Source organism: Helicobacter suis (genome assembly GCF_902196135.1).
Lineage (GTDB): Bacteria > Campylobacterota > Campylobacteria > Campylobacterales > Helicobacteraceae > Helicobacter > Helicobacter suis_A.
The window spans coordinates 168,569-186,525 of record NZ_CABIKE010000002.1 but is presented as its reverse complement, the minus strand read 5'-3'; the positions used below and the strand labels follow the sequence as shown (position 1 = coordinate 186,525).

Here is a 17,957-nt window from a genome sequence, read left to right as displayed (position 1 = left end):
TCAAAAACTTCTAGAAGAGAGGTATCTAATATAACAAAATAGAAGGCAAAGGTCATAATTTATAAGACAAATAGGCTAACTCTTGCAAATCTAAAGGTTTAGGCTTTAATTGTGCGTGTACGCCCCAGCTTTTTAAAATTTCTAAAGCTTTTTGCAAAGCGATCTGTGTTCCTTTAAGAAGGGCATTTGAGAGCTCAAAGGTGGTTTCTAGGGCTAAAGAGGGTATCAGGCCAATAATGGTTGTGGGGGGCAGATCCCCTACAAGAGCGGTTAGTTTAAGGGTCTGCAGCATCTCTACCTCGTGTGCACTACCTGCCCAAGAGATATTTTCAGGGAGTTTATTAAAATCAAAACAAAACACCTCGCCTACTTGCGCGTCTTTCACATCTACGCAATCTAAGAGCAGTACGCGCTCATACTCCACAATAAAGGGGATAAGCGCTTGGGCTAGAGTGCCACCATCAAGGCAATCAATGGGGGGATTAAAATAATAGTTGTGTTTTAAAAAATGGCATAAATGCACCCCCACCCCCTCATCGCCTAGTAAAATATTGCCAATGCCAAGAACTAAAATTTTCAGATCAATCTTTCACATAGCGGATACCAGAGATGATAGAATCCGCGCCCCCATTTGGGAATTTGACTGAATTGTAAAATACCATGTAGACATGTACAGGGATAAAAAGTAAAATCCCCCATGTGGCTAAATGGTGGATATAGCGCACATTAGAAAGCCCGCCACAAAGCACTTCAAACCATTTAAAGCTATGCCCAAGTATCTTACCTAAGCCATTATGATAGACATTATAATAAAGTACAATGCCGCTTAAAGAAATGATCACAAGTAGCACACACAAACAAAAGTAGGCCACAAATTGCAAGGGGTTATAAGTACTCTTAGCGTGTTTATGTTTACCAATCCAAAAGTACACCTTAAGTTGATCAATCCATGCACTAAGACGCCCCACATGTCGGATAGAAGCGCGTTCATTCCGGCTTTCTTTATCAAAGAAAAAGAGATAAAAACGAAAGAGGGATAGGGCGATGAGGAAAAAGCCTAACATCTCATGGAAACTGCGGATATAGGCCTGCAAAAAATACATGCCACTATAAACACTTGAACCGGGCTGTAAAAAGGGGTAGGCAATGTAAAATCCTGTGGGCAAAAGCAAAAAGATCGCCAAAGCCCGCCCCCAGTGAAACAAGCGCACTAAACCGGAAAATTCTTTTATAGCGTGGTATTTAGACTCTGCCATGGGCTCCCCTTAAAAAACTAGGTTCAACTTTAAAATCGCCTAAATCTGTACCCTGCGTATCTATCATGTGTACCGAGCAGGCAATGCATGGATCAAAAGAGTGGATGGTGCGGATAATCTCTAGGGGCTGAGTGAGATTAGCAATTTTAGTGCCAATTAAACTCATCTCATAGGGTCCCTTTTGGCCTTTGCTATCTCTAGCGCCTCCATTCCAAGTAGAGGGCACTACCGCTTGATAATTAGCCACCACCCCGTTTTTAATGCGCACCCAGTGGCTAAGCATGCCGCGAGGTACTTGCCCGATGTAGCGCCCTTGATATTCTTTGTTTTTATCAATATGGTAGGGCGCACAGGTGCTTTGATCGGATTTGAGATTTTCTACTAGAGAATCAAGGGTTTGTAGGCCATTTTCTACCAAAATTTTAGATTCCAAACAACGCGCGGCTGTACGCCCTAGCGTACTAAAAATAGCCTCTATAGGAAGGTGGGTATCTTTTAAAAATTGGTTGGCGACTTTGGTGGTGTGGGGGTTTTTAGCCGCTAGACCCACTACTAAAGAGGCTAGAGGCCCCACTTCCATAGGCAGGCCGTTATAGCGAGGGGATTTGATCCAAGAGTATTTATTTTGCGTATCTAATACCTTGCTATTTACCATTTTGCCATCCATGCCCACACTTTGCCCGTCTTTAAAACCGGTGTAATGCGGGTTAGTTTGGCCATCATAAGGGTGTAACTGGATTTCTTTACCCTCATATTGATACCACGAATGGGTAACCTCCTCTTTGATCAATTTCTCATCAATTTTATGGAGTGTATTTAAATCGCCATTAAGTACCACCCCTGAGCTTAAAAGGTATTTGTCTTTACTCAAGAGAATCTCCTCATGGGCGATGAAATTTTTAAGCCCACAACCCTTTAGCACGCTTTGCTCTTTATTAAAACTACCCGCTGCCATGACAATATCTGCATAATAAGCCCGCTCTACAAAATCTTTCACCGTTTCAAACTTGCTTTTCCACTCACCTAGCCTAGTGGGATCCAGCACATCCATTACAGAGGTGATTCCGCCCACGGTTAAACTTTGTGGGTGGGGTTGTTTGGCCCCAAAAATAGCCGTCATTTTAGCCGCCTCTCTTTGGATAGCCAAAAGTTTTAAATAGTGAGAAAGTACAATGAGGTTTTGCTCGGGGCTAAAGTGATAAGTAGCATGCCCATAATAGCCATTATTAAAGGGCCCAAGTGCGCCCTGCTTAGCAAAATCACCTACCCGTTTTTGCACTTCTTTAAGCTCATCTGCTCCCGTGCCTAGAGGATAATCGCTATAGTGGAAAGCTATTTGGCTGGCTTTTTTAGGATCGGCCTTTAGAGCGCTGAGTAGATCGCACCAATCTAGGCCATGCAGGGTATAGAAATGTACCACATGATCATGGAGTAATAACGCGATATTCATCATGCTCCTAACGAGTTGTGCATTCAAAGGGGGCACAATGCCTAGGGCGTCTTCTACCGCACTCACCCCAGCCTTATAGTGTGAGTAAGTACAAACCCCACAAATGCGCTGGGCAATAAAACCCGCATCGCGTGGATCGCGGTTTTTAATGATGGTTTCAAGGCCTCTAAAAAGCGTGGAGGAAGAGAAGGCATCGGTGATTACATTGTGGTCGTCTACCACCACCTCAATACGCAAATGCCCCTCAATACGCGTGATAGGATCGACGATGATTTTTTTAGCCATTTAAGCCTCCTTTATGATAAATTTTTGCATAAGCCTCTTTTCTCACGGTTCCACACTAAAAGTTACTTCAATATCTTTTATTCCCCCTAGTGTAGACACATCTTGTGTAATGTGCCCTAGTTGCTGGCGCTCAAAAATCTCGCCATTTTGCCTGTATAAAATCACTAAACTCCCCTGAGGTGGCCAATAAATTAAATCGTCTACTTTGTAAGCATCATGGCGTAACTTCCCTGTGGGCAAAGCTCCTGCTCCTAAGCGATGGACTAGTTCCCGGCCATATAAATTTTGCATGCGCACTGTAAAGGGCATTTTAGCAATTAAGGCAGGGGTAGCGGGGTTATCCTCTAAAGTGGCGTGTAAACTTTGCTCGTGGATGGTGATTTTAATGTGTGGCATGGAAGTTCCTAAAAGGGGGAGTGTGAGGGCTATTAAGCCTAGTCTGTAAGCTATTTTAAAAAGCGCTTGCATTAATCTACCGGCTTATCTTTAGAAAAACTAGAGATGAGAGCATGCATAGCAATGCCAATACCAGCTGCACTTAAGGCCACAATGCCCACACTATCGGCTACTTTATCTGCCCCTATTCCGCCAAAGGCAGTTTTTAGCGGGGTAATGAGGCGATTAGAAATAGGCTCTTCAAAAGGACTCATGGTATCCCAAAAATTAGGCTCAGAGCACCCAATGCACCCATGCCCAGCGCCAATAGGCCAGTTGGTGTGTGAGTTAAAGCGCAGTTTAGAGCAGTTATTAAAGGTATAAGGTCCCTTACAACCCACTTTATAAAGACAAAAGCCATTTTTAGCATTTTCATCGCCAAAGTGTTGTACAAATTCACCCGCATCAAAATGCCCCCGCCGTTCGCATAAATCATGGATGCGGTGTCCATAAGCCCAAGTGGGGCGGTTATAAGCATCTAGGCGCGGAGCAGTCCCAAACATGATCAAATAAAGCACACAACCCACGATGTTTTTTTCACTAGGAGGGCAACCGGGTACATTAATGATAGGTTTATCAATGATTTTACTTAGAGGCTGTGCGTTAGAAGGGTTTGGATAGGCCGCCTGCACACCTCCAAAGCTCGAACATGTCCCAATAGCTAAAATAGCCTTAGCATATTTTGCAGCCCTGCGGCACTCCTCAGCTCCAGTACGCCCCTCTGCACCCACGGTTAAGAAATATTCAGTTCCCTGTGGAATGCCTCCCTCTACCATTAAAATATAATTGCCCCTGTGCTTAGTAATGGCTTGTTCTAAGCTGTAATCGGCTTGATGCCCGCTAGCTACCATAATAGTCTCGTGGTATTCTAAATTGATATAATCAAAGATGATGCTATCAATGCTAGGATCTTCGCTTCTAAGCAAACTCTCGCTACAGCCGGTACACTCGGCCATGTGTAGCCAAATAACAGGCATGCGATTGGCTACTTCCACAGCCTTAGCCGTTAGAGGGGTAAAACTTGCGGGCAAGGCTAGAGTGGCTGTCATTGCCCCAGCCCATTTCATAAAATCGCGCCGATTGAGCCCCTTTTTGGCTAGTTCTGCATGGATATTTTTATGCTCGTTATGGGCATTTAAAGAGATGAGGCGATCTAAACGGGTGGATATAGTTTGAAAAAGTCTTTTATGGGATTGCATGGTTTCCCTTTGTTTAAAATGAAAACTAGTCATGATACATTATGTTTAATATCAGAGTACTTAAGGCAGAAGTTTAGGCTAGCCGGACAATTAAGCATGCTCTAATTTTAAGGTGCAAATTTTAGATAGATGTTAGAATAGTTGGCATTTTGCAAGCAACAAGAGAATAAGGGTAAAATCAAGGTGAGCTTAAATCAAAATGCTTATATTCTCCCCCCCCCCCCCCCCGTTTTAGCCTTCGTGTTTATATTAACCCCCTTTCGTAGTAAAATGGGCACACGCTTTAAATTTCAAATAAGGTGGTTTCATGTTTTTTAGAAAAAGATCAGAGGATAAGTCTGAATGCGACTGTGTTGCTAGAGACGAGCTATTTGAATTAAGATCGATTTATAAAGCCATTGATAAATCCGTGGCTATGATTGAATTTGATTTAGATCATATCGTGATTAATGCTAATGCTAACTTTTTAGAGCTAATGGGCTATACCCTTGATGAAATTAAAGGAAAATCCCATGAAATTTTTTGCTATCCGGAATATGTAAAGTCTCCTGAATACCTTAAGTTTTGGAATACCTTGAGATCCGGGCAATATAGGGAAGGCATTTTTGAGCGCCTAACTAAGGGAGGCAAGGCTGTTTACTTAGAAGCAAGTTATACACCTGTAGTAGATACACAAGGGAAAGTCTATAAGATTTTAAAGATTGCTGAGGATATTACCTCTGTACTCTTAGAACACAATGATTTAGAGGCTATTTATCAAGCTGTCGATCGTTCAATGGCTATTATTGAATTTGACATTAATTTTAATGTGATCAGGGCTAATGAAAATTTTTTAAAAGTCATGGGCTATACCCTTGATGAAATTAAGGGAAAATACCACGCGATATTTTGCGATCCTGAATATGTTAAACAACCTAGCTATAGGGCCAATCAAGATAAATTGCGGCGAGGGGAATTTTTAAAATCCACCTTTGAGCGCATAACTAAAAGTGGTAAAAAAGTGTACTTAGAAGCCACTTATAACCCTGTTTTTAATAAAAAGGGTGAAGTGTATAAGGTTATTAAAATCGCCCATGATGTTACTAGTAAAGAAGACAGCACGAAAAGTAAATTAGCCATGACTTTAAACCTCATCAAGGAAAACCAACAACTAACTAGTGATGGGAGCGAAATGGTAGAAAAAACTCTAAGCAATATCCAAAGTGTAGCCGATACCATGAGAAGTAGCACAGGTTTAGTAGATAATCTTTCATCACAATCTGAGTCAATTTCTTCAATCACCCAGACTATTAAAGACATTGCCGATCAAATTAATTTACTTGCTCTTAATGCAGCCATTGAAGCGGCTAGAGCAGGTGAACATGGGCGCGGGTTTGCGGTGGTGGCTGATGAGGTGAGAAAACTTGCCGAGCGCACGGGTAAATCTGTAACTGAGATTGGGGCTATCATTGGCTCTATCCGCGAGATCACTTCCCAAGTAGTAGAGCATATCACTGCTGGAATGGAGGCTTCTGATAAAACAGTGGATCTTTCCCAGCAAAGTAAGGTTTTGATGGATAAAATTAAAGAGGCTGGCGATCGCGTTGCTAAGGAAATGGAAGTTAAAAAATAAAAGAGTTAAGCCTTTTTAAGCGCCATAATCTAAAAGATCTTGGGTTGTATAAATTTCTTGGGGCAATACGCGCAGGCAGCGCTCAAAAACACGCAACGAAGCAAGCGCATCGGCATAGGCTCTATGAGAAATGGGAATGTCTAACCCTAGAAATGTGTTGAGAAATTGAAGGCCATGTCTAGGGCTAGGGATGCATTTTCTAGCTAAATTAAGCGTGCAAAGTTTGGCATTAAAAAGGGCGCTATCTAAAACTTGCACACAACATGAACTGATAAAATGAAAATCAAAATCTGCATTGTGGGCGACAAAAATATGATCTTGAATAAAGAGTTTAAAATCTTGCAATACAGCTTCTAAAGGGGGTGCTTCTTTAAGATCGTCTGTGCTAATGCCGGTGAGTTCAGTAATTTTTGGGGGGACTTCTAAGCAATGGATTAGACTAGAAAAACTCCGGATAATTTGCCCCCTATGCATTGGATTTTTAGGCGGTTCATAAAGCAAAGCAGCGATTTCAATCATGCTAGAGTTTTCAGGCTTAGATCCGGTGGTTTCAATGTCTACAAAGCAATAAAGCGATTGGTAGTAAGGCTCTGAAAAACATGGTTTAAGGGGGTGATCGCCCATGCTAGCAAAGTGCCGGCAAATTAAGATAAGGCTTAAGAAAGGTATAAAAATAAATAGAGATCATGTTTTGCGCAATTCTTTTAAAGCTAAGGCAGGGTCTTCATGGGTAAATAAATAACTCCCAACCACGAGTATATCAACCCCACAAGCCCATAAGTCTTTTGCATTATCCGCATTAATCCCCCCGTCTACTTCAATTTTGCCGGTATAGTGGGGGAAACGCTGTTTAAAGTGGGTGATCTTATTAAGTATAAGAGGGAGAAATTTTTGTCCGCCAAAGCCCGGATTAACACTCATAAACAGCACTAAATCTAGATCATCTAGGATATATTCTAGCCCGCATAGAGGGGTGGCTGGATTTAAGCTTATCCCGGCTTTAAAACCCAAACTTTTAATGTAATGAATCGTTTTATGGATATGGGGGGTACTTTCTAAATGGATTGTAATATAGCTTGGTCTAAGGCCACTATAAAGATCAATGCAAAATAGGGGATTATCTACCATGAGGTGGATGTCTAGGGGGATATTAAAATATTGATCTAAATTTTTAAGCACACAAGGGCCAAAGGTAAGATTAGGTACAAAATGCCCATCCATCACATCTACATGCAAGAGATCCACGCCATGTACGCGTGTGATACTCTGCTTTAAATCCATAAAATCCGCGCTTAAAATACTGGCTGCTATTTCCATAGGAAAATTATACCAAAAGTGGTGGATTCTGTAGGGTTCGAACCTACGACCAATCGGTTATGAGCCGAATGCTCTGACCAACTGAGCTAAGAATCCACGCCTAAGAGGGCGATTATAACCAAAACCAAATTTAAAAGCAAGGAGATTTTCAAAGACAGCAAAGAGGGCAATAAAGGTAATAAAACTACTCCCCCCATAACTTAAAAGCGGGAGGGGTAGGCCTACTACGGGGGCTAAACCTAAAGTCATGGCAATATCAATGCTTGTATAGACAAAAAGTAAAACCGCAATCCCTCCGGCAATGGTCTGTAAAAATCGATCCTTAGGATCGCTGCCAAAATAGGATAAAAAATGCAAGATAAAACCCATGTAGAAAGCTAGAAGTATAAAAGCACCCAAAAAGCCAAATCTTTCTACAAAATAGGCAAAAATAAAATCGCTAGTAGCAATGGGCAGAAACTTTAATTTAGCTTGGGTGGATTGTTCTTTAGATTTGCCTAGTAACCCACCCGAACCAATGGCGATGATAGATTGGCGCACATGGTAATTAGGCTTTTCAGCAATAAAATCATGGAGGCGCTTTTTTTGGTAATCATGCAAAGAGCTATAAATAAGAGGGGAGGCGATAGTGAAAAAAAGGGCTAGGGTGATCCAAATTTTAGGGTGAACCCCTACTAAAAAAAGTACCCCAAAACCCATCATCAAAATCACAAGAGCCGTACCCAAATCCGGTTGTTTTAAAATTAAAATGACAGGTAATAAAATATAAAAACTTAATTTGCCAAACATCTTCCACCCATAACCACTAGGTGGAATAGGATTTGTGCTAATTAAATGGGCTAAAAGCAGTAAAATAGCAATTTTTACCGGTTCACTGGGTTGTAAAGATAAAGAGATAATCGGAATAGTTAGCCAACGCTGTGCCCCTAGCTTGACAGAGCCGACTACATTTACAAGTAGTAATAAGAAAATACAAAACCAGTAAAAGAGATAAAAGAGGCGATCAAGTTGTCTAAAAGGGATAAAAAAAATCGCCCAAAACACAACAAAAGCCACCACGAAGTAAATGGCTTGTTTAAGACTTAGGGCTGTATTGATTTCATAAACTAGGAAAAAAGACAAGCCCATAAGAGGGAGAATAAAAAACAAAAGCAAAAAATCAAAGTGCATGAAAACTTTACGATTAATCATTAATTAGCTTTTAACTAGGATAAATCATTTTAACATGCAAGTAGTAATAAGACTACAATAGCAAAAGGGTTAATCATTATGTCTCTTTTATTTTTACTAATTGGGATTTTTACAGGCGTGTTATCCGGATTTTTTGGCATTGGCGGAGGAATGGTAATTGTACCAACAATGCTGTTTTTAGGCCACTCGTATGCAAGCGCTGTAGGGATTTCTGTTTTACAAATGGCTCTTTCTTCTGTAGTGGGGAGTGTGGCTAATTTTAAAAAGGGGCTTTTAAATATGTCGGTTGGGCTTTATGTAGGGCTTGGCGGACTCATTGGCTCAAGCTTTAGCGGTTTGATTTTAACCCATATCCCCCACAAAATCCTTTTAGGCCTTTTTATTCTTGTTACTCTTTACTCACTCCTGCGCTTTATTTTAGGATCATCACAAGATTCTCAAGAGAGTCAATTACAAGATTTAACCAACAAGGATAAATTCAACCTCCTTTGGATCGGAGCACTCACCGGGATTTTTGCTATTAGTCTTGGCATTGGCGGGGGGGTTTTAATGGTCCCGCTTCTTTCGCGCTATTTAAATTTAAGCCCCAAACAAAGCGTACCTTTGAGTTTATTTTTTGTGGTTTTCTCCTCTGTTAGCGGGGTTTTTTCATTAAGCCATCAGGGTTTGTTGCATTTACAAAACATGCGCTGGGGGCTTTTGGTGGGGGTGGGGAGTGTTTTAGGGGTGATGCTTGGGGTTAGGATTGTTCCTTTAATACCCTCTATCTGGCATAGGCGATTACTCATCTCTGTTTACACCCTCTCTATTTTAGTTTCTATTTATAAGTGGCTTTAGTTTGAAACTCTTGCGGTGTTCTTTTAAATAGCCTAAATGTGTAATAGCTTTGCGGTGTTCTTGAGTGCCATAACCACAATGCCGTATAAAGCCATAGGCCGGATAAGATTGATCTAAGGCTAGCATTTCCTTATCTTTAGCAGTCTTAGCTAAAATAGAGGCCATAGCAATTTGGGTAATTTGACAATCGCCCTTAATGATTGCCTCAAAGCATCTTAGGTGGCTAAATTGGAGATGAAAAAGTGTGTTGCCATCTAGTTTTACATGTAAAATGTAGGGGAAATGTAAAACAAGCTGTGTAATGGCCTCTTGCATGCACACACTTAAACCCCTATTATCAATTTCTAACGCACTCTTAGCCACCACAAGGCTTAAAACCTCTCTGTGTTCTTGAATCTGTTTTGCAAACTCAAAGCGCTTTTCTCGCTTTAGCTGTTTGCTCTCTTTAAGCCCTTGCTTATTAAAAAAAGCGGCTATTTCTGCTGTGCAGCCCACCCCCGCTACAAATAGCGATCCACACAAACACCCCCGCCCCGCCTCATCTATGCCTAAGATCATTAAAAATTCCTTAGTTTTATACAAACATGCTATCATGGGGTTTTATTTAACTAAGGATATTCCATGCAAAAACCCTTTAGGAAAATTTCAGATTATGCTATTGTCGGGGGGCTAAGCGCTGTGGTTGTTGTGGCTTTGGTGGGTTGTAAAGGTTCAGATAACACCCAAGAAAAAGAAAAGCCAACCGAAAAAACAAGCAACACCACGCCTATTAAAAAAGGCGCGTTTGTGATTTTACAAGAGCAGGCAGATAAGAGTTATAAAGTGGCTGAGGAGTATCCTAGCGATAAAACGCGCGTTGTAGTGCGGGATTTGCAGGGCAAAGAGAGGATGCTTAGCGATGAGGAGATTCAAAAGTTTATCAAAGAGGAGGAGGTTAAAATTGATAAGGGCAATAGCCAGCTAACTAAACCCCCTAGTGAGGGAGGAGGCTCAGGGCTTGGTATAGGCGCGGCAATTCTAGGCTCTGCAGCGGGGGCTATTTTAGGGAGTTATATTGGTAATAAGTTATTTAACAACCCTAATTACAACCAAAATGCACAGAGAAATTACACCTCTCCACAGGCCTACCAACGCAGCCAAAATAGTTTTGGAAGAAGCCCAAATGCAATTGCGCCTTCAACAAATCGTAGCGGATTTTTTAACCAAAGCCCTAGTACTAGCACTCCTGCTAGCTCTAGCCCGCATACTCCCTCCACTACACCTTCTGCTGCGCCCCAAAGCACACATAGCACTAGCCCTTCACATACTAGCCCTTCACAAAGCCCCTCACAAAACCGCAGTGGCTTTTTTGGCTCACATAGCCATTCTAGCGCTATTTCTTAAGAGAAAGGATACCCATGCGCATTAAAACTTTAGAACCTCTCACCCAAGAAGTTTTAGAAGAAATTGGGCTTGATTGGCATACAGATCCGGATAAAAGCCCTTATATCAGCAATGATTTAATTAGTATTAGCCAAAAAGAAGCAGATGCCTACTATGAAGCTTGCGAGGAGCTCTATAACATGTTTGTAGAGACGGCTCAAATGGTCATTGATCAAGAGCGCTTTTTTGAGCTAGATATTCCAAATAGCATCGTGCCTTTGATTAGACAAAGCTGGGAAGATGATATTCACTGGCATATTTATGGACGCTTTGATCTAGCGGGGGGATTAGATGGCAAACCTATTAAATTACTTGAGTTTAACGCCGATACCCCAACTATGCTATATGAAAGCGCGGTGGTGCAATGGGCTTTACTCAAACACAATGGCTATAATGAGGATTTGCAGTTTAATAATATCCATGAGGCTTTGGTACAAAATTTTAAACGATTGGTTACTTTAGGCGAGGATACTAGCGGTTTTGAATCCATGTATGAGGGCTGGAAGATCCTTTTTTCTAGTATACAAGGTAGTAGCGAGGAGGAGCGCACCGTTAAGTTTTTAGAGGATGCGGCTAGGACTGCCGGGTTTCAAACCCAGTTTACTTATATGGATTTGGTGCAATTTAACGCCACTGAGGGGGTGTTTTTTGAGGGAGTGAATTACGAGTTTTTGTTTAAATTAGTGCCTTGGGAAAATATCGCCATTGATGAGCCGGAATTAGCCATGCTCATGCAAAGCATTATGGAAAATCAAAAGGCGATTTTTTTAAACCCCGCTTATACTTTGCTCTTCCAAAGCAAACGCTTTTTAAAACTGCTTTGGGATCGCTACCCTAACCACCCTTTATTACTAGAGGCTAGCTATGAACCTTTGCATAAAAAACAGGTTAAAAAAGTTGCCTTTGGTAGAGAGGGGGCTAATGTAGAAATCTTAGATGCAAATTTGCAGGTACTACACAAAAGCGAGGGGGCTTATGGCAACCATAAACCCGTGTATCAAGAGTACTACGAGCTAAATAAAGCCGGACAAGAATATTACCAACCCAATGTTTTTTATGCTTTTGAACCTTGCGGGCTTGGCTTTAGAAAAGGCGGGTTGGTGATGGATAATTTTTCTAAGTTTGTGAGCCATATTATTTTATGAGTACTAAATGGGCGCGTTTTTTTCATATACATGCCAGTATGTTTTTTTTGCCTATGGCTTTGCTATTTGTCATCAGTGGGCTTGCTTTCTTTTTAGGTATCAAGTCAGAGAGTGGGGCGGAGATTAAAAAGTGGCAAGTACCCTTTGTTTCTGCTAAACAAGAATTAGATTTTCTGCTTAATTTTCTAAAACAAAATAAAATCCCCCTGCCCTCTAAAATTGAGCCTAGAAAGCGCAGAGGGGCTTTAATTATTGGCACGGCTGGCTATGAGATCAATTTAAGTTCTCAAGGCAATACCAGTACCATTACAAGCATTAAGCGCAATTTTTTAGGAGTACTTATGCAAATCCATAAGGGTAGGGCGGGTAAAGCTCTTGTGGTTTTTGGCTTTGCCTTTGGGGTGTTTTTATGTTTATTTTATGCCAGCGGGCTTTTAATGGCTTTAAAATACAAAAACTTAAAAGGGATTGTTACCGCCTTTATTTTAGGTTGTGTGGTGCTAGCTCTTTTGATGATAGAATCGCTATAGCCAACCTTTCTTTTTAAAGTAAAGAATGGGCAATATCGTAGAGATCACCATCGCCACAATCGCCATAGGATAGCCAAATTCCCAGCGTAACTCTGGCATCACCTCAAAATTCATCCCATAAATCGTGCCAATTAGAGTAGGGGGCATCATCGCCATAGTAGCCACTGTAAAGAGCTTAATGATTTTATTTTGCTCTACATTAACCTGTGAAGTGAAGAGGTTTTGGATATTATCTAAGGCATTCAAATTAGCCGTGCTAAAGTCCACCAAAGAGTTAAAATCTTTCAAGATGATAGTAAAGTCTTTTTTCGTCTCGCTATCTACTTTGTTACTCTTAAGTAAAGTGGTGATGATGCGCCGTTTATCAAAGAGTGAGTCGCGTAGTTCCATAGTAAATTCTTGCAAAAAGGAGAGGGTGATTAAAATATCCTCGTGGTTAAGTTCCTCCTGCTCTAAAACAATGTGTTTGCGTAAAGCGCTAGTCTCGCGATTTACCTCCTCTAAACAATCCGCCCCTTTTTCAAAGTAAAGTTCTAAAATCTTAGCCAGAATATCAAACCCGTCTTGAAACTTTTTAGGGCTAGCTAAAATGCGTTTTTGTACATCTTCAAAAATGGGCAAACTACCCTCATAGATTGTAAATACAATATTTTCGGCTAGCAGGTAGGTAATGGCCTCTGTGTGGAAGGCTAGGGGGTTATCTTTGTGGATAAAAAAGGTGTTGATCATGATAGAAGTGCTGTTTTCCCAGTACTTAGTCATGGTGCTTTTTTCTAAACCTTTGCGGTTATAAATATGTAAAGAGTAATTTTGGATGATGCACTCTAATTCTGCTTGGGTGGGGTTGATGAGTTCAAACCATAAAATATTATTTTCTTCCAAAGAGAGAGTAGCAAAACTGCTAAAGACATGGACTTCTACTAAATTATTGTTTCTAGCAAAGACATTAACCATGTCCGCCTCCTATTTGCGATCAAGCACCTCAAAGGCAACTAAAATTTTGCCTTCTAAAAGTTCCAAACTTGCCCCCCCACCGGTAGAGATAAAACTCACGCTATCTTTATAACCCGCACGGGTTAAAACATCAATCGTATCGCCCCCACCTATTAAAGAATAGGCGTAGGTATTAGAAATGCTATGGGCGATTTGAAAAGACCCTCTACTAAAAAGCGGTACTTCATAAACCCCAAGTGGGCCATTCCAAATAATGGTTTGGCTTTGTTGGATCACCAAAGAAAAGAGTTTAGAAGTAGCAGGGCCTATATCTACAACCATATGATTAAGCGCAATATCTTGCGCGGGGGTGATTTGTACCTGATCGGTGTGTTCTAAATGCGGGCTACTCACCACATCTACGGGCAAATAAACTCGTACACCCCGCTCTTTTGCCTTCTTTAAAACCCCTAAAGCTTCATTAATTAAATCCTCCTCCACTAACGAGGCCTGCATATCATACCCCAGCGCCTTTAAAAAAGTATTGCTCATCGCCCCACCGATGATGATCTTATCCACCCGCTCTAAAATGTTGTGTAAAAGGGTGAGTTTAGAGCTCACCTTAGCCCCGCCTACGATCAAAAGCACAGGTCTTAAAGGATTAGCCAAAGCCTTAGCAAAGGAATTGATCTCTTTTTTAAGTAAAAAGCCGGCTACTTTAAGGGGCACAAAGGCAGCGATGCCATAAGTACTAGCGTGTTTGCGATGGCTTGTACCAAAGGCGTCGTTAACATAAATATCACACAAAGCGGCTAATTCCTTAGCAAAGGCCGGATCGTTATTCTTTTCGCCTTTATAAAAACGCAGATTCTCCACTAAGATAATAGGGTGATCTTGAGTCTCTAAGAGTTGCTTAGCCTCTTTGGGTGAATTGGCAAATAACACTTCCTTATTTAAAAGCCGTTCGAGTCGTTTAAGTAGGTGGCTAAAGGAAAACCTCTCCTCTTTTTGTCCTTCTACCTTAGCCTCAGGGCGTCCTAGATGCCCTACTAAAACAACTGATTTTACCCCATTATCCATGCAATAGTTGATCGTGGGGATACTCTCGCGCATTCTTGTATCTTCGGTGATGTTTAGGTTTTTATCCAGAGGGACATTAAAATCTACGCGGATAAGCACCCTTTTATCCTGTAAATCCACATCTTGAATCCCTAGCACTTCTTGCATTTTCTTAATACCAGCTAGCATGCGCTTCCTTTAGAATGAATATACAAGGCTAAATCTACCAATCTATGGCTATAGCCCATTTCGTTATCATACCAAGCTAGAATTTTGCCATGATGTTTTCCTAAAACTAAACTTTGATCGGGAATATAGATAGCACTCAAAGCTGAGCCGATAAAATCGCTAGAAACCCGTTTATCTGAATCAATGCCTAAAATACCTTTTAAATAGCCTTGAGCAGCCTCTTGCAAACAGGCATGTAGAGTTTCTAAATCTAAATCTAGGCGGGTATCAAAACTTAAATCTACAAGGCTTACATCCGGAGTAGGCACACGCAAGGCTAAACCGCTGATCTTATCTTTAAGGTGGGGTAAAATTAAAGCAATAGCCTTTTGTACCCCTGTGGTGGTTGGGATAATATTAAGCGCTGCAGCGCGGGCACGGCGTAGGTCTTTATGTTTAGAATCTAGTAGATTTTGATCGTTAGTGTAGCTATGAATCGTGGTCATGAGGGCATGTTCTATGCCAAATTGGCTATCTAAAACATGCAAGAGAGGCGCGAGGGCGTTAGTGGTACAAGAGGCATTAGAGATAACAGATTCGCCGGTGTAATTTGCATGGTTAACTCCATAAACAAAGGTAGGCGTATTCTTAGCCGGAGCAGAGATAATCACTTGTTTAACCCCATTTTTAAGATGGATTTTAGAAAGTTCTAGATCGTTAAACTTCCCCGTGCATTCTAAAACAAGGGTAGCGGGGTTAAAGTTAAGTTTAGACGGATCTCTTTCATGCAAAACACGCACCTGTTGGCTTCCAATGCGTATATAATCTGTATCTAGCATTTCTATAGGTAGTGAGGGTCTGTGCAAAGAGTCAAAACGCAAAAGGTGGATTAAAGTTGGGGTATCGCAGGTAGAATTGATAGCGACTAATTCTACATCTGTACGCGCCCCGAGGATGCGACTCACACATAAACCAATCCGACCTGTCCCGTTGATGGCCACTTGTAACAATAACGCCCCTTGTAATTTAACTAAAAATTATCATACAAATAGCTAGCTTGTAGGGCTCTTAAGCCTGTGCCTATTCTTAATAGGTAGAGGTGTAATTTATGTTCTCAATTTTAAATGGAGTGTGGATTAGCTTAGATTTATAGGTTTTTTGGGTTTTTGTAGTATAATGCCCCCTCCTTGCACCCAATATAGAACAACTTGAAAGGATTATGAATGAAAAAAGCAGAGTTTGTAGAATTGATGAAAGAGGCAGGGTCCTTTGATAGCAGAAAAGATGCAGAATTTGCCCTAGATGGGTTTGTTAGAGCCGTACAAAAGGCCCTTAGCACCCATGAAAGCGTGGAGTTAGTAGGGTTTGGTAAATTTGAAGTGGCTTTACAAAAGGGCAAGAGTGGGAAAGTACCCGGGAGTGATAAAACTTACATGACTAAAGATAAGATGGTGCCCAAATTTAAACCCGGCAAAGTCTTAAAGGACATCGTATCTTCTGAAAAATCTAGCAGGAGTACAAAGTCTAGTAAGAAGAAGTAAATTTAAGTTTTATCCCCTAGAGTTGTGCTTTCTACAGCTTTAGGCCATTTGGTTAGTCTTATGAAGGGTCCTTGTAGCTCAGTTGGATAGAGCGTATGATTCCTAATCGTAAGGCCGTGGGTTCAAATCCCGCCAAGGACACCACATTATTCAATAATTATAGCAATTTAAACAACAACATAGTATGGAGTTTGCGATGAGTTTACATTCATATAAAAAGAGAGCATGGGGGGCTCTTTTAGCTTGCTTAACTTGTTTGCACTTGCAGGCTTTGGAGCTCCAAGGGTATCAACCCCAGCCTGAAGAAGATTTTAATCTCAATTTAAAGCGATTAGAAAGGCTAGAGGATCATAATTTTGCTTCTACGGAGGCCAATGCGCTAAGTTTGGCAGATTTAATTAAAAATGCCAATAATAATTACTCGCTCCAAGCCGCAAGGTTACAAGTAGACCAAGCGCTTAAAAACCACGCCATTGCTAAGGCTAAGTTTTTGCCAACTTTAAAGAGCAATTACACCTTTGATCACCGCGATAGAAACACGCCTTTTTATCCTAACTATAGCATGCAGTTACTCAATACGAATCTAACCTTAAATCTGTTCAATGGGTTTAGCGATGTTAATGGCGTTAAACAACAAGCGGCTTCTTATCGTTCTAGTAGTGCTAATATGGAATACACCAAGCAAAGCATTTATTTACAAGTGGTACAGCAGTATTACCAATATTTTAACAACATGGCACAACTAGTGGCCTATAAGGAAAGGTTAGCGGAGTTACAATCCAATCTCAAGCGTATTAGACGCTTATACGATCAAGGTTTAGTAGCCATTGATGAGTTAGAGAGTGCCAAGGCACAAAGCGCGTTGAGTGAGAATGATATTACCAATATACAATTTTCTATTGAGCAAAACCGCTTGACTTTAGAATATCTAACCAATAGCAAAATCCACTCTTTGCGCCGTACAACAATTCTCCAACCCTCTTTTGCACTCAGAGAACGAGCCGATTTGCGTGCACTTAGAGAACAAATTACGGCAATTAGTTATCAAAATAAGGCACTCAACTATTATCCTACGGTTGATATTAATGACGACTGGCAATACTACATCCAAAAACCGGCATTTGCTCGTGGTAGGGATAATAGATTTGGAAACTTGTTCCCGCAACAACAAAACACCGTGGGGATTGTGGTGGGGTTGAATATTTTAAGCGATATTGGATTGAGTCTACAAAAACAATATGTGCGCTTAAACCAACTATCACAGGAAAAAACTCTCATGTATAAAAAAATGGAACAGCAAAAAGATGAAGAGCTTTACCGCAGATCCATATACATGGCTATGGATAGAATCCGTAGTTCAGAGGCTAGTTTAAAATCAGCCACCATTTCCTATGATAGTATTAAAAGAAGGTATGCGGCTAATTTGGTGGATTTTACCACCTATCTTAGGGCTTTAAGGACTCGTTTTGATGCAGAAGTGGTTTATAACCAGTCGCTGAATAACTATGAAATGCAAAAGGCCAACTATATTTTCTATAGTGGGCATGAAATCCAAAATTATGTACGCTAAGGGAGAA

18 protein-coding genes, 2 tRNA genes and 1 pseudogene are annotated in these 17,957 nt (G+C 40.9%); 8 read left to right on the top strand and 13 right to left on the bottom strand.

The genetic code is table 11. The annotated features are described in order from the left end of the window. Window positions 1-52: 52 nt before the first annotated feature. Genes G6Q06_RS02390 through G6Q06_RS02370 form a run of 5 tightly spaced genes read right to left on the bottom strand, consistent with a single transcriptional unit; the run spans window position 53 to window position 4,625 of the window. Window positions 53-586, bottom strand: a complete 534-nt coding sequence (locus tag G6Q06_RS02390; protein ID WP_205435788.1) for a HyaD/HybD family hydrogenase maturation endopeptidase — start codon at window positions 584-586, stop codon at window positions 53-55. Beyond that, the gene (gene cybH / locus G6Q06_RS02385) at window positions 582-1,256 is read right to left on the bottom strand and encodes a Ni/Fe-hydrogenase, b-type cytochrome subunit (RefSeq protein ID WP_163565587.1); all 675 of its coding nucleotides are present in this window, start codon (window positions 1,254-1,256) and stop codon (window positions 582-584) included. The genes G6Q06_RS02390 and cybH overlap by 5 nt, the downstream gene beginning before the upstream one ends. Further along, entirely contained in the window at window positions 1,243-2,991 is a 1,749-nt protein-coding gene (locus tag G6Q06_RS02380) for a nickel-dependent hydrogenase large subunit (protein ID WP_163565586.1), read from the bottom strand. Before G6Q06_RS02380 ends, cybH begins: the two co-directional genes overlap by 14 nt. A gap of 42 nt (window positions 2,992-3,033) precedes the next feature. Beyond that, complete coding sequence (locus tag G6Q06_RS02375) at window positions 3,034-3,459, bottom strand: cyclophilin-like fold protein (protein WP_205435779.1); 426 nt, start codon at window positions 3,457-3,459, stop codon at window positions 3,034-3,036. Continuing rightward, window positions 3,459-4,625, bottom strand: a complete 1,167-nt coding sequence (locus tag G6Q06_RS02370) for a hydrogenase small subunit (protein WP_163565585.1) — start codon at window positions 4,623-4,625, stop codon at window positions 3,459-3,461. The genes G6Q06_RS02375 and G6Q06_RS02370 overlap by 1 nt, the downstream gene beginning before the upstream one ends. A gap of 307 nt (window positions 4,626-4,932) precedes the next feature. On the opposite strand from G6Q06_RS02370, the gene G6Q06_RS02365 reads away from it, so the two are divergent. Then, window positions 4,933-6,237, top strand: coding sequence for a methyl-accepting chemotaxis protein (locus tag G6Q06_RS02365; protein ID WP_163532808.1), 1,305 nt, complete (start codon window positions 4,933-4,935; stop codon window positions 6,235-6,237). Between the two features lie 15 nt (window positions 6,238-6,252). Here G6Q06_RS02365 and G6Q06_RS02360 read toward each other — a convergent pair whose 3' ends face one another. The 4 genes from G6Q06_RS02360 to G6Q06_RS02345 form a co-directional block, all read right to left on the bottom strand. Further along, complete coding sequence (locus G6Q06_RS02360; RefSeq protein ID WP_240328601.1) at window positions 6,253-6,861, bottom strand: exonuclease domain-containing protein; 609 nt, start codon at window positions 6,859-6,861, stop codon at window positions 6,253-6,255. Between the two features lie 60 nt (window positions 6,862-6,921). Further along, window positions 6,922-7,554, bottom strand: a complete 633-nt coding sequence (gene rpe, locus G6Q06_RS02355; protein ID WP_163532809.1) for a ribulose-phosphate 3-epimerase — start codon at window positions 7,552-7,554, stop codon at window positions 6,922-6,924. 19 nt (window positions 7,555-7,573) lie between these two features. Then, window positions 7,574-7,650 (bottom strand) — tRNA-Ile (locus tag G6Q06_RS02350). After that, on the bottom strand, window positions 7,612-8,724 hold the full coding sequence (locus G6Q06_RS02345) for an FtsW/RodA/SpoVE family cell cycle protein (RefSeq protein ID WP_163565630.1): 1,113 nt from the start codon (window positions 8,722-8,724) through the stop codon (window positions 7,612-7,614). The genes G6Q06_RS02350 and G6Q06_RS02345 overlap by 39 nt, the downstream gene beginning before the upstream one ends. A gap of 99 nt (window positions 8,725-8,823) precedes the next feature. Here G6Q06_RS02345 and G6Q06_RS02340 point away from each other — a divergent pair, with 99 nt between their 5' ends. Further along, window positions 8,824-9,582, top strand: a complete 759-nt coding sequence (locus tag G6Q06_RS02340) for a sulfite exporter TauE/SafE family protein (protein ID WP_163532810.1) — start codon at window positions 8,824-8,826, stop codon at window positions 9,580-9,582. Here G6Q06_RS02340 and G6Q06_RS02335 read toward each other — a convergent pair. After that, window positions 9,556-10,140, bottom strand: a complete 585-nt coding sequence (locus tag G6Q06_RS02335; RefSeq protein WP_163565584.1) for a ribonuclease HII — start codon at window positions 10,138-10,140, stop codon at window positions 9,556-9,558. The genes G6Q06_RS02340 and G6Q06_RS02335 overlap by 27 nt on opposite strands. Window positions 10,141-10,203: 63 nt before the next feature. Here G6Q06_RS02335 and G6Q06_RS02330 point away from each other — a divergent pair. The 3 genes and pseudogenes from G6Q06_RS02330 to G6Q06_RS02320 all read left to right on the top strand — a co-directional run. After that, window positions 10,204-10,821: pseudogene (locus G6Q06_RS02330) on the top strand (UPF0323 family lipoprotein); the annotation flags it as partial. Between the two features lie 158 nt (window positions 10,822-10,979). After that, entirely contained in the window at window positions 10,980-12,149 is a 1,170-nt protein-coding gene (locus tag G6Q06_RS02325) for a glutathionylspermidine synthase family protein (RefSeq protein WP_163565583.1), read from the top strand. Further along, window positions 12,146-12,679 (top strand): PepSY domain-containing protein, encoded by a 534-nt coding sequence (locus G6Q06_RS02320; RefSeq protein ID WP_163565582.1) that lies wholly within the window; start codon window positions 12,146-12,148, stop codon window positions 12,677-12,679. Before G6Q06_RS02325 ends, G6Q06_RS02320 begins: the two co-directional genes overlap by 4 nt. Here G6Q06_RS02320 and corA read toward each other — a convergent pair. The 3 genes from corA to gap are packed head-to-tail and all read right to left on the bottom strand — an operon-like array spanning window position 12,674 to window position 15,849. Continuing rightward, window positions 12,674-13,633, bottom strand: coding sequence for a magnesium/cobalt transporter CorA (corA, locus tag G6Q06_RS02315; RefSeq protein WP_163565581.1), 960 nt, complete (start codon window positions 13,631-13,633; stop codon window positions 12,674-12,676). The genes G6Q06_RS02320 and corA overlap by 6 nt on opposite strands. Window positions 13,634-13,642: 9 nt before the next feature. After that, complete coding sequence (locus tag G6Q06_RS02310) at window positions 13,643-14,860, bottom strand: phosphoglycerate kinase (RefSeq protein WP_163565580.1); 1,218 nt, start codon at window positions 14,858-14,860, stop codon at window positions 13,643-13,645. Beyond that, window positions 14,854-15,849: a type I glyceraldehyde-3-phosphate dehydrogenase gene (gene gap / locus G6Q06_RS02305; protein WP_163565579.1), complete on the bottom strand. Its 996-nt coding sequence runs from the start codon at window positions 15,847-15,849 to the stop codon at window positions 14,854-14,856. Before gap ends, G6Q06_RS02310 begins: the two co-directional genes overlap by 7 nt. Before the next feature lie 213 nt (window positions 15,850-16,062). On the opposite strand from gap, the gene G6Q06_RS02300 reads away from it, so the two are divergent. The 3 genes from G6Q06_RS02300 (at window position 16,063) to G6Q06_RS02290 (ending at window position 17,950) form a co-directional block, all read left to right on the top strand. Beyond that, a complete protein-coding gene (locus G6Q06_RS02300) occupies window positions 16,063-16,380 on the top strand; it encodes an HU family DNA-binding protein (protein WP_163532817.1) in 318 nt (105 codons plus the stop codon). A gap of 67 nt (window positions 16,381-16,447) precedes the next feature. Then, a tRNA-Arg gene (locus tag G6Q06_RS02295) sits at window positions 16,448-16,524 on the top strand. A gap of 52 nt (window positions 16,525-16,576) precedes the next feature. Continuing rightward, window positions 16,577-17,950 carry a TolC family protein gene (locus G6Q06_RS02290; protein ID WP_240329162.1) on the top strand — a complete coding sequence of 458 codons (1,374 nt, stop codon included), beginning with the start codon at window positions 16,577-16,579 and terminating at the stop codon, window positions 17,948-17,950. Window positions 17,951-17,957 lie beyond the last annotated feature (7 nt).